16 protein-coding genes are annotated in these 11,104 nt (G+C 58.2%); 1 reads left to right on the top strand and 15 read right to left on the bottom strand.

Annotation, left to right across the window (positions count from 1 at the left end; genetic code table 11):
- From AC2VNK_RS08405 to AC2VNK_RS08335, 15 genes are all read right to left on the bottom strand, one after another.
- Positions 1-252 (bottom strand): PTS sugar transporter subunit IIA (locus tag AC2VNK_RS08405; protein WP_486883443.1); only part of this gene is annotated, 252 nt, incomplete at its 3' end.
- Positions 249-1,148: an RNase adapter RapZ gene (rapZ, locus tag AC2VNK_RS08400; protein WP_291520586.1), complete on the bottom strand. Its 900-nt coding sequence runs from the start codon at positions 1,146-1,148 to the stop codon at positions 249-251. The genes rapZ and AC2VNK_RS08405, both read right to left, overlap by 4 nt.
- Complete coding sequence (gene hprK / locus AC2VNK_RS08395; protein ID WP_291520565.1) at positions 1,148-2,104, bottom strand: HPr(Ser) kinase/phosphatase; 957 nt, start codon at positions 2,102-2,104, stop codon at positions 1,148-1,150. Before hprK ends, rapZ begins: the two co-directional genes overlap by 1 nt.
- Before the next feature lie 30 nt (positions 2,105-2,134).
- Entirely contained in the window at positions 2,135-2,581 is a 447-nt protein-coding gene (locus AC2VNK_RS08390; RefSeq protein WP_291520563.1) for a PTS sugar transporter subunit IIA, read from the bottom strand.
- 6 nt (positions 2,582-2,587) lie between these two features.
- Positions 2,588-2,929: a ribosome hibernation-promoting factor, HPF/YfiA family gene (hpf, locus tag AC2VNK_RS08385; protein WP_291520561.1), complete on the bottom strand. Its 342-nt coding sequence runs from the start codon at positions 2,927-2,929 to the stop codon at positions 2,588-2,590.
- 112 nt (positions 2,930-3,041) lie between these two features.
- Positions 3,042-4,466 carry an RNA polymerase factor sigma-54 gene (locus AC2VNK_RS08380; RefSeq protein ID WP_291520559.1) on the bottom strand — a complete coding sequence of 475 codons (1,425 nt, stop codon included), beginning with the start codon at positions 4,464-4,466 and terminating at the stop codon, positions 3,042-3,044.
- Positions 4,467-4,478: 12 nt separating this feature from the next.
- Positions 4,479-5,204 carry an LPS export ABC transporter ATP-binding protein gene (gene lptB, locus AC2VNK_RS08375; RefSeq protein WP_291520557.1) on the bottom strand — a complete coding sequence of 242 codons (726 nt, stop codon included), beginning with the start codon at positions 5,202-5,204 and terminating at the stop codon, positions 4,479-4,481.
- The gene (lptA, locus tag AC2VNK_RS08370; protein WP_291520555.1) at positions 5,201-5,731 is read right to left on the bottom strand and encodes a lipopolysaccharide transport periplasmic protein LptA; all 531 of its coding nucleotides are present in this window, start codon (positions 5,729-5,731) and stop codon (positions 5,201-5,203) included. Before lptA ends, lptB begins: the two co-directional genes overlap by 4 nt.
- Positions 5,721-6,290 carry an LPS export ABC transporter periplasmic protein LptC gene (gene lptC / locus AC2VNK_RS08365; RefSeq protein ID WP_291520552.1) on the bottom strand — a complete coding sequence of 190 codons (570 nt, stop codon included), beginning with the start codon at positions 6,288-6,290 and terminating at the stop codon, positions 5,721-5,723. The genes lptA and lptC overlap by 11 nt, the downstream gene beginning before the upstream one ends.
- A gap of 25 nt (positions 6,291-6,315) precedes the next feature.
- The gene (locus AC2VNK_RS08360; protein ID WP_291520550.1) at positions 6,316-6,870 is read right to left on the bottom strand and encodes a KdsC family phosphatase; all 555 of its coding nucleotides are present in this window, start codon (positions 6,868-6,870) and stop codon (positions 6,316-6,318) included.
- Positions 6,867-7,853 carry a KpsF/GutQ family sugar-phosphate isomerase gene (locus AC2VNK_RS08355; RefSeq protein ID WP_486883442.1) on the bottom strand — a complete coding sequence of 329 codons (987 nt, stop codon included), beginning with the start codon at positions 7,851-7,853 and terminating at the stop codon, positions 6,867-6,869. The genes AC2VNK_RS08360 and AC2VNK_RS08355 overlap by 4 nt, the downstream gene beginning before the upstream one ends.
- 9 nt (positions 7,854-7,862) lie before the next feature.
- Entirely contained in the window at positions 7,863-8,141 is a 279-nt protein-coding gene (locus AC2VNK_RS08350; protein WP_291520546.1) for a hypothetical protein, read from the bottom strand.
- Between the two features lie 31 nt (positions 8,142-8,172).
- Complete coding sequence (locus tag AC2VNK_RS08345; protein ID WP_486883441.1) at positions 8,173-8,607, bottom strand: hypothetical protein; 435 nt, start codon at positions 8,605-8,607, stop codon at positions 8,173-8,175.
- The gene (gene murU / locus AC2VNK_RS08340; protein WP_486883440.1) at positions 8,597-9,286 is read right to left on the bottom strand and encodes an N-acetylmuramate alpha-1-phosphate uridylyltransferase MurU; all 690 of its coding nucleotides are present in this window, start codon (positions 9,284-9,286) and stop codon (positions 8,597-8,599) included. Before murU ends, AC2VNK_RS08345 begins: the two co-directional genes overlap by 11 nt.
- Entirely contained in the window at positions 9,259-10,290 is a 1,032-nt protein-coding gene (locus AC2VNK_RS08335; protein WP_486883439.1) for an aminoglycoside phosphotransferase family protein, read from the bottom strand. The genes murU and AC2VNK_RS08335 overlap by 28 nt, the downstream gene beginning before the upstream one ends.
- Before the next feature lie 29 nt (positions 10,291-10,319).
- Here AC2VNK_RS08335 and AC2VNK_RS08330 point away from each other — a divergent pair.
- A partial coding sequence (locus tag AC2VNK_RS08330) for an LPS-assembly protein LptD (protein ID WP_486883438.1) occupies positions 10,320-11,104 on the top strand: 785 nt, incomplete at its 3' end.

Below are 11,104 nucleotides of genomic sequence, written 5' to 3'. Positions count from 1 at the left end.
GCCTTCCGGGAGAATAGCCGGAATGAGATTAGCGGGGGTGGCACCATAGAGATCATTCAGAATCAATATGGCATCACTGTCACCTGTTTTTTCTAACAACCTCCACAAACGCCGACGGCCTTCCTCCGGCGTCTGATCAGGCAAAATTTCCAGCACCTCCAAGGCGGGAGGCACAGATCCGAAAATATGCCGGAGTGCGGCGGCAAAGGCCTCACCCAGTCCCGCGTGGGTCAGGAGCACGATGGTAATCATGTCAGCGTCTCGGTAATGCCCAGTTCCCGGTGCTGGATCAGGACACGTTGTCCTTCTCCGGCAAGCACTTGCGCTAATGCCTCCACCATATATACGCTGCGATGCTGCCCCCCGGTACAACCCAGAGAAACCGTCACATAGTTGCGGTGCTCTTGCGCAAAAGGCGCCAGCCATGCCTGCAGGAAGCTGCGCAACGAATTGAAAGCGCGGCCCGCCTCTGGAGCCTTCTCCAGAAAATCACGCACCGGCGCGTCACGACCGGTCAGGGCGCGCAGTTCAGGACTGTAATGGGGATTGGGCAGTGCGCGCAGATCAAAAACGAAGTCGGAATCCAAAGGAAGGCCTTTTTTGAAGGCAAAAGACTGCAATAACAAGACCAGGCCACTGTAATGATGAGACGCCAGACTCCATGCCTGCACCCGCAAACGCAACTGGTGGGTATTGATCTGGGAGGTGTCGAGGCGCTTGTCGGCCACATCGGCAAGGGGTTGGACCATCTCGCGTTCACGCCGCAACACCGTGAGCAGAGATTCGCCCAAGGCTGCCGCGAGATCATCGGTGAGAGGATGACGACGGCGAGTCTCACTGAAACGGCGCAGTAACGTACCCTCGTCCGCTTCCAGAAAAAGGATGCGCGGGCGCAGAGCGTAACGCTCGCGCAGATCGGCCAACGCTTGTGGCAGAGCCGCGAGAAACTCGCGGTTACGGACGTCGATACTCACGGCGGCGAGCATGGAACTGGCATCCCGCCGCGCCAGTTGGGCTCCGAAATCCACCAGCAGGGTAGCCGGCAGATTATCGACACAATAATAACCTTGATCCTCCAGGGCCTGTAGAACGGTGGATTTTCCTGAACCGGACAGACCACTGACGATAATAAAGTCCCGCTCCGCCATCATTCTTCCCCGACACTCAATTGTACCTGCGCCTCAAAATCCGCGAGCATATCTCCGCCGGACTCCTTTACATACTGGCTGCGTGCCGCCGCCTCGACCAGTACGGCCAAATTGCGCACCGCAGAAACGGGCATGCGTAACCGGGGCAATTGGATTCCGAGAATATCCAGGTGATCCACCTTGCCTTGCAAGCGATCGATATCCGCCATTTCCATATCGCACATATCCTGGATTTCAACGACTAGCCGGATACGTTTGGAACGCACGATGGCAGCGGCGCCGAAGAACTCCCGGATGTTAATAATACCCAGACCACGTACTTCCAGAAAATTACGTAGCGGAGCCGGACAGTGCCCTGTCAGGACATTCGGGGCTTCACGGATACAGAGCACGCTATCATCGGCCACTAGGCGGTGGCCGCGACTGACCAGTTCCAAGGCCAACTCGCTCTTGCCAATCCCTACCTCGCCCTGCAAAAGCAAGCCGATCCCCAGCACATCGACCAGTACGCCATGCACCTGCTGGCGGGGCGCCAGCTCCCGATGCAGGTAGTGTTGCACCGCTGCCAGCACCATTTTTGCGCCCATTGGCGTCGTCATCACGGCAATGTGCCGGGCTTTCAGATCTTCATGGAGAAGATCATCCAGTATCTGACCCTCACAAACAACGAGCAGACGCAGCTTATGGGGCGGAAACTGGGTAATAGCCTCTGGGTGGGCACGCAGGTAGGTTAGCTCATAACCCCCGGCAATCTGCACCGCATGTGGCCGGATAAAGTTGAAAAACCCGACCAGTGCCGCCCCACCCACATCATCTTCCGCCGAGGAATCGCCGCGGAGATGATGGTCTTCCTCAGGCTGGTACAGACACTGCCAGTGCAATTCGCTCTGCAGGTCTTCACAGAGCCGACGCAAGCTGATTTGTCGTTCAATAACGCCGCTTTGCCCGACACTCATGGCTGTAACCAGTCTGCTTTATGGTACAAACTACGCCGGACTCGTCAACAAACGAAAAAACTCCTGCGGATCCGGAGTTTTCATCAGTACTTCGCGTACCTCGTCCACCGCGAGTTTGGCGGCTAATGCAGAGAGCGTCTCCAGATGGGCGGTCGCAGCCGCTTTGGGCACCACTACCGCCAGAAATATACGCACGTCCAACCCGTCTGGCGCCGCAAACGGAATACCCTGCGCCGTGCGCAGCGCAGCAACAGCTACCTGACTCACACCCTCCAACCGCGCATGGGGCAAAGCCACCCCATGCCCGATGCCCGTGGACCCCTGCGCCTCACGGCTTTGCAAGGCCGCCGCAATCCCTTCAGCAGACAGGCCGGTAGACCCTGCCAGGATTTCCGCCAATGCCTGCAGCACATCACCAGCATCGGCCACGGGCGGATCCATACGAATGTTTGTCGGGGAAAGAGGCGGGGTCATCATGGCTATTCAGTCGACTTCAGCAATGGCTGCCAAACCAGCGGGATGATCATTACGGCGATCCTGCAACTTTTCCTTGTAGCTGTGCACCTGCGCCTCCAGTTTGTCGGCCACCAGATCTATGGCCGCGTACATATCGGCATCATGTACCTCGGCATGGAAGACGTGCCCTGGGGCATTGACCGTAATATCTACGACGTTAGTCAGCTTTTCGTGGGGGAGGTGCCTCAGCACCACCTGAGCGTTAATGACGTGGTCGAAGTAACGACCGAGGCGTCCAATCTTTTCATCGACATAGTTTTTAATGGCATCCGTCAAATCCAGGTGCTGCCCGGTAATAGTAATTTGCATAGCGCTCTCCTACCCAAGTGATGTGATCGTTATGAATCCTGTCCCGCCGCGGGGTCCGCCCTCAGTGTAGCGCCAACGGCGCCGGCAAAAAACCCTGGCGGCGGCATCCGCCTCACAAACGACGACGCTGACTCGCAGCAGGAATATTGGCCGCCTCGCGGTACTTGGCCACCGTCCGCCGCGCAATCTGAATACCCTGATCGGCCAGCACCTTGGCAATTTCCGCATCGCTCAGGGGATGACGTGCGCTTTCGGCCTGCGTCATCTTGATGAGTAGCGCGCGAATCGCCGTGGCCGACGCGGAACCGCCGCTGTCGGTACCCACATGACTGGAGAAGAAGTATTTAAACTCATAGAGACCGCGGGGTGTAATCATGTATTTCTGATTAGTGACCCGCGATACCGTAGACTCATGCATTTCTACTGCCTCGGCGATATGACGCAGGACCATGGGCCGCATAGATTCAGGCCCGTTGGCAAAAAAATCCTTTTGCCGTTCGACGATGGCCCGCGCCACCTTCAATATGGTGTCCTGGCGGCTCTGCAGGCTCTTGATAAACCAGCGCGCCTCGTTGAGCTGATCCTGAATATATTTATGCGCCGCATCTTTCCCACCCGCCATGCCGGCATAACGACGGTTGATACGTAATTTAGGCATTGCCTCGGGATTCAGATCTACGCGCAGGCGCTTACCCGTCCAGCGCACAATCACATCGGGGATCACATACTCGGTGCTCTCTGCACCCACATCTTCACCCGGCTTGGGATTCAGAGCGGAAATCAGCGCCATTGCCGTACGCAATGCCTCCTCATCCACCCCCAGAGTCGCACACAGACGCGGGTAATCGTGACGTGCCAGGGCCTGCAGGTGATCCTTCACAATCCGTTGGGCCAGCAATATGGGCGCATCCCCTTCGACCATCTGTTTTAGCTGTAGCAAGAGGCACTCACTGAGATTACGTGCACCGACGCCCGGTGGGTCGAAGTCTTGCACGCGCAGCAACACGGCCAACAACGCATCTTCTTGCACATTCATATTGACTGCGAGTTCTTCCAGGCTTTCCGCCAGGTAACCGCGCTCATCAATGGCGTCGATGATTAACTCCGCCATGTTGCGCTCGTCAGCACTAAAGTGCGTCATATCGGCCTGCCAACGAAGATAGTCCTGCAGGCTTTGGCTGTGGCTGTTACGCAATTCAAAATCTGGCATATCTTCGTCAGAACCACTGCCAGAGCCTGACGTACCTAGATCAAAGACATCATCCCACTGACTGTCTACAGGCAATTCATCAGGCAGCGTATCCTCAGCCGCCAGATCCAGTTGACGGTCTTCGGAAGGATGCTCAAGCGTCTCCGGGACTGGTCCGCCACTGCCTTCATCCCCGACCTCCTCATCGAGTAGAGGATTGCTCTCCAGCATGCTTTGAACTTCCTGCTGCAAATCAAGCGTAGACAACTGCAGCAGACGAATCGCCTGTTGCAGTTGCGGGGTCATGGCCAGATGCTGGCCGAGCTTGAGTTCTAAGCCTTGTTTCATAATTTCCAAAAATCAGATTTGAAACTGGTCTCCCAGGTAAACCTGCCGCACCATGGGATCATCAACAATTTCCTGTGGACTACCTGCCGTCAAGACCTTGCCATCATGCAGTATATAGGCGCGTTCGCAAATGCCTAATGTCTCGCGCACATTATGGTCGGTAATCAGAATACCGATGCCACGCCCACGCAAATCCTGGATGAGCCGTTGAATTTCCAGCACAGAAATGGGATCGATACCAGCGAAGGGTTCATCCAGCAAAATAAAACGCGGGCCCATGGCCAGCGCCCTCGCAATTTCCACCCGCCGCCGCTCACCACCGGAAAGACTATGCCCTTTGGTGTCACGCAACGGGTGGAGATGGAGATCACTGAGCAATTGTTCCAGGCGTTCTTGCCGCTCGACCTTGCTCAACGGCAAAGTTTCCAACACGGCGAGGACATTGTCAGCAGCACTCATCTGGCGAAAAACGGAGGGCTCCTGGGGGAGATACCCCAGCCCCATGCGGGCACGTTCGTGCATAGGCAGCGCGGTGATATCGCGCTGTTGCAGAAAAATATGACCGCGATCGGGACGCACCAATCCGACCATCATGTAAAAGGTTGTGGTTTTCCCCGCTCCATTAGGACCGAGCAGTCCCACCACCTCGCCTGCGGCCACCTGCACCGAAACGTCGCGCACCACAGCCCGCCGCCGGTACGACTTGAACAGGGATTGCGCCTGCAACAGGCCGCTCATGGCCTCCCACCGCTGGTGGCGTGATCCGCCGCTGCGGGATAGAAGATCGACTGTACCCGCTGACCGGGGGCCGCAGTGACGGAGGTTTTCTGAGTCTGCAGGAAATAAGTGACCTGCTGACCATTGATCTCGTTTTTTTTCTGCCAGAGATGGGCATTGCCGATGAGCACTATTTCGCCGCTGCCCGGTTTATAGACCAGGGTGTTACCATAGCCGTGGCGCTGGGCACTGGGCATGGTGAAGGTAACCGGGTTTCCCACCGCCGTGGCCTGCTGCACCTTGCCACCGACCGCTACGACAGTGAGTTTATCGGCATGTACAACCACGTCGCCTTGGGTCATAACCACGTTCCCGGTATAGACGGCCTGCTGCTGCGGTTTGTTCTCACCATGCAGCGCGTCGGCACTAATCTGAATAGGGCCTTTGCCCAGCCCCTGCTCCGCAACCGGTGCGGCCGAGGCGGTGGCAGAAACAACCATAAGCAAGGAGGGCCAGAATCGCCGGAAAGAAAATCGCTTATGGGACATACATGCCACGCACATCATGCAAAATATTCACCTCTTGGGTTTTTACCGAAGCCCAAAGACCTACCCCGGTCATCCAGTCTTGGCCCCGTTCCAGCCGTACCGGCTCTCTGGACGTAATAATGCCCGTTTGCGCATCATAGTGCACCTTTTCGGTGAGCAGGCGGGTGTCCGGTTGCAAGGTGCCAATAACGTTCCCCCATAAGGTAATCATGTGGCTGTGGCCATCTTCTATGCCCTGATTGGCACGCAGATGCGTCTGCTGTCCCGGCTTGAACCGCTCAACGGTAACCTGCCTAAGTATGGTCTGATCGACGCCCGGCTCGTGATAGGCTGTCTGGGCGGTGGCGAGCAAATCCAGTTTCCCGGTTGCCGTGTACTGGCGCATGACCACATCTTCGGCCGCCTGATCCCCCTTATGGATTTGACCATGCCAGTCAATGGGCGGCAGGGGCAGGGGATGCTGCGGCCAGGACCACCACACCAGCGCCGCGAGGACCAGCAGCAGCAGAGACAGACCCAAGCCAGGGGCGCGGAAACCCGGTATCAACTTACGCGACATGGCCCGCTCTCGGATTGGTTGGTGATCAAGACAGCGCTCCAACAGCCTTGGCGATGACTGCTGGCCAGTACCCCTGTGCCTGCAGAATCAGCTCGCAGAGCTCCCGCACCGCACCACGACCGCCCCGTTGCACGCTCTGCCAGTGTACTCGACAACCGACCTCCGGGTGCGCATCAGCCGGAGCAGTCGCCAGACCAACGCGGGTAAGAATGGGCAGATCAATAAGATCATCTCCCATATAAGCCACCTCGGCGTCATCCAGGCCGAGGGCGATTTTGAGCTCCGTGTAGGCCAGATTCTTGTCCAAACAGCCCTGATGAATCCGCTTGACGCCCAGATCGTGGGCGCGATGGGCGACTGCCGGGGAATAGCGCGCGGTAATGATGGCAACCTCTATAGCCCGTTCCTGCACAAGCTTGATGCCGTAACCGTCCCGCACATGAAAGGCTTTACTCTCCTTGCCATCATCGTCAAAAAACAAGCGGCCATCGGTCAACACGCCGTCCACGTCCAGAATCAGCAGGCGGACCCCGGCAGCGCGCGTCAACAAATCTGTGTCAGGTGACATCAATTCATTCATACGATGCCTGCGCGCAGCAAATCGTGCATATTCAACGCGCCAATCAGCCGCGCCTCGCCATCGGTGACCAGAAGCGCGCCGATGCGCTTATTTTCCATCAGTGCAAGAGCTTCAGCAGCAAGGGCTTCGGCAGTAATAGTGGCCGGCTTGGCATGAGCCAGTTCAGCCATGGGCTGTTCCCAGATATCCTGGCGCCGCGCGAAGGCACGGCGTAAATCACCGTCGGTAAAAATCCCCAGCACCCGGTCCTCTGCATCCACCACTGCCGTCATTCCCAGCCCCTTGCTGCTCATTTCCAAGACTGCTTCGCATAACGGCGTATCCTCCTGTACCTTGGGCAGACTGGCGCCTCGGTGCATCACATCCTGCACCCGCAGCAGCAGGCGTTTGCCGAGGCTGCCACCGGGATGAGACAGGGCGAAATCATTTGCCGAAAAACCGCGCGCCTGTAAAAGCGCCATGGCCAGGGCATCACCCATGGCCAAGGTTGCTGTCGTCGACGCCGTAGGCGCAAGGTTGAGAGGGCAGGCCTCTCGCGCCACACTGCAATTGAGATGTACGGCGGCACTGCGCGCCAGGGTGGACTGCGGGTTACCGGTCATGGCGATCAAGGGCACCGCGAGGCGCTTGACCACCGGCAAAATAGCCAGAAGTTCGGCGGTTTCCCCGGAGTTGGAGAGCGCGAGCAGGCAATCCTGACGGGTGAGCATACCCAGATCGCCGTGGCTGCCTTCGGCGGGATGCAGAAAAAGGGCGGGGCTGCCAGTACTGGCCAAAGTCGCTGCGATTTTTTTGGCGATAATCCCGGACTTACCCATGCCACTGACGACGATACGCCCGGGGCAGTTCAGCAGGAGCTGGCAAGCTCCCACAAAATCCGCGTCAAGACGTGCTTCCAGTGCCGCCACCGCCGCCGCCTCCAGGCGCAACACATCCCGGCCGGTGGCCAGCAGACTTTCTGGCGTTACGGTCAATGCAGTCACCGGCAGCCGTCAATTCGCATGGGCGGGAGTCTGCCTCTGGATGGCTTCATAGACCGCACGACAGTGGGGGTACGCGGTCATGATCTTGTCCACATCCGCAAATGAAGCGTTCTGCAGTAATTTCCAGCATTTCAGATTTTCGGCAGCCAGCGCGTCAGGATGCCGGGCGTACCAACCCGTACTGTCAAGGGGGGCTGCAGCATCGCCTACCTGCCCGCGTGCCCACCATAAGAGCAAGGCAAAGAGCGCAAGAGCACCGATAACAACCAAGGCGTACACAATCTTCATAAATATGCCGGTTAACCTGAATAGGGTTGGATCACACTTCTTCCTGATACTGCTGGTTCAACAACTGCACCAATCGCTCTTCACGCATGACGATGTCCGCCATCAACGCAGCACTTACCGCCTCCCACACCGCCCGTAAGGCGGCAAGGTCTGCCCCGTCGCTAAACTGGTCTATAATTTCGCTGACCTTTTCCAGCGATTCACGGGCCTGCAGACTGGTGCTCAGGGCATTCTTGATTTGTTCCCGGGGGTGCGGAATCCAACTCCGGTCACTTCCATAGGAGCGCAGGCGTTCCCCGAATTCCAGCACTCGTTTGTGCAGCTTGCCCGATAAGCCGATCTGGCTGCTGCGCAGATCTCCCCAGACCGCCAGGTCCATGAGCAAGCCCCACTCCCGGCGCCAGCGGTCGCGCAAGTCGGCATCCACACTAACCGCCGCCGTCATCGCAGCCGGATCAAAGTCCATGCGCGGCCTCCGCACAATCACGTTGAGCCGCCCGCAGCCGCTCTGGTGTGCCTACATCCGTCCATTTTCCTTGATACAAGGTCCCCTCCACCACACCTGCTGCAATCCATTGCCGCAGCCAAGGGGCCAGAGGAGCCGACTGCTCGGGAAAGCCCCGCAACAACTCCGGGTCAAGACGCGCGATGCCTGCATAAGTATGACGTTCTTCGCCCGCCAAAGCCACCATGCCGGCAGACAATGCGAAATCTCCCTGCGGGTGCTGCATCGGGTTAGGCACCAGCACCAGATGCACGCGCGCAAGGGAAGGCTGGCAAAGCTGCGCCCAGGGAAAGTCCGTGCAAATATCGCCATTCACCAGCAAAAAAGGGCTGTTCCCCAATAAGGGCAGGGCGCGAACAAGAGCGCCGCCGGTCTCCAGGCGGCCCTCACGCTCATCGCTGTAAGTGATCCTCAATCCCTGCCAATTTTGACCCAAAGACTGCATGATCGCATCACCCAGGTGCCCGACATTGATGACCACATCGCGAATGCCCGCCGCAGCCAGCGACTCCAGGTGGCGCACGATAAGAGGTTTGCCGGCAACCTCCAGCAAGGGCTTCGGGACATGATCGGTAAGCGGCCTGAGCCGCTCGCCCCGACCCGCAGCCAGGATCATCGCACGGGTAACGGGGGTTGCCATGGGGCAAAAAGCTCCAGATAAGACTGCAACTGCGGATCAGCGTCCAGGGCATCCACGACATAGGCCCAGAATTGCGGCAGGAAATCGAGATAACTCGATTTTCCGTCCCGGTAAGCCAGACGGCAGAAAATGCCGAGAATCTTCAGGTTACGCTGGAGAGCCATACGCCCGACACTCAGCAGAAAGCCCGCGGACGACGGCAAGGCGGCACCATGCTGATGCGCCGCCGTCAAAAAATTCAAAGCCCACGCGTCCCTTTGCATCCGTCCCCAATCCCAATAACGATCCCAGAGCAAAGAAGCCAGGTCATAGGTCCAAGGCCCGCGCACGGCATCCTGAAAGTCAATCATGGCCAATAGCCCGGTGTCCCGCTGAATAATAAGATTGCGTGCGTGAAAATCCCGGTGGACCCAGACCTGCGGCTGCGCTGCGGCATTGTCCAGTAACACGGCAAAAAGTGTTTGCAGGGAATTCCTCTGCGGAGGACTCAGGATTAAATCAAGATGCCTGCCCAGGTACCAGTCCGTAAACAGGGCCAACTCGTCCCCCAGGCGAGTCGGGGAGAAAAATGGCAGGGGAGGCAATGCCGTCTGTCTCTGCCCGGTCTGCTGCAGATTGAGGATCAAGGTCATCGCCCGCTGCATCCACAGATTAATATCCGCACCGGCATCCAGTACGCCCTTGAGATCCGTTTCCCCTAAGTCCTCCAGCAACACAAAGCCGGGATCCATTTGCGCGGCCAGTACCTTGGGTACCGGCAAGGCGGCGCGGGCAAAACGGTGCTGTATCCGCAAAAAGGGCAGGATATCTTCGGGGTGCGGGGCATCCATGAAGATCAGGCCCTGCGGCAAACGCCAATAGCGCCGCCCGCTGGCATCTCCGGGAATGGGGCACGCCCGCGCCACCGCCACGCCCTGCTGCGCGAGCCAGTCTGCGGCGGCGGGTGACAGAGAATCCCTCGCCGCCACAGTGGAAAAATTCGATGCAAGGAAAGATTGCGACATGAAAGCATTCTGTGCGATTTTAGGCCTCCATGAAAAGTCCTCTGCACAGCATCGGAAAATCCCGACCCCGGCCAATCCGCCCGGAAAGAAGTCGCCGTGCCTCGCGTTCCAGCCTTCGCCTGGCTCTGCTGGGCGCACTGCTGGCACCCGGAATGGCCATCGCCGCGGCCGCAGAGAGCCCGGTCACGCTCTATGCGGATCAAGTTCACGGCCTTGGCAGCGGCCACTGGACGGCCACCGGCAATGTCGAAGTACTCTATGGTGATCGTCGGGTCTATGCTGATACCGTGCACTACGACCAGGCCCGTGACGAGATCATCGCCGACGGCCATGTGCGCATGGTCAGTCCCGGCATCGTGACCGCCGCCCCCAAGGCCACCATCCATTTACATGCCAACGAGGGGGTGGTAGTCCATCCCCGCTATCTGCTCGAAGCACAGCAAGGTCATGGCCACGCCGAAAGCGGCAGGGAACTGAGCAAGGGGCATTACCAGCTCAACGAAGCGTGCTATACCACCTGTGATGGCGAAAAACCGGCCTGGCAACTCTGGAGCAGCCGCATCGACCTCAACCAGAATGACAACTACGTCTCTACCACCAACACTACAATCGACGTCCTTGGGCTGCCCGTATTCTGGACGCCCTACCTCAGTTTTCCGCTGAAGCGACACTCCGGGTTTCTTGCCCCTAGTGTGGGCAGCTCTACCATCAACGGCTTTTACCTCGGCATCCCCTACTATTTCGATATCGCCCGTAATATGGACGACACCCTCACCGTCAACTATTTCGCCAGACGCGGGGTGATGTTGCAGAA

The sequence above is a fragment of the Acidithiobacillus sp. TH-A35 genome (assembly GCF_057473505.1).
This window is presented reverse-complemented; position numbering and strand designations above follow the sequence as displayed.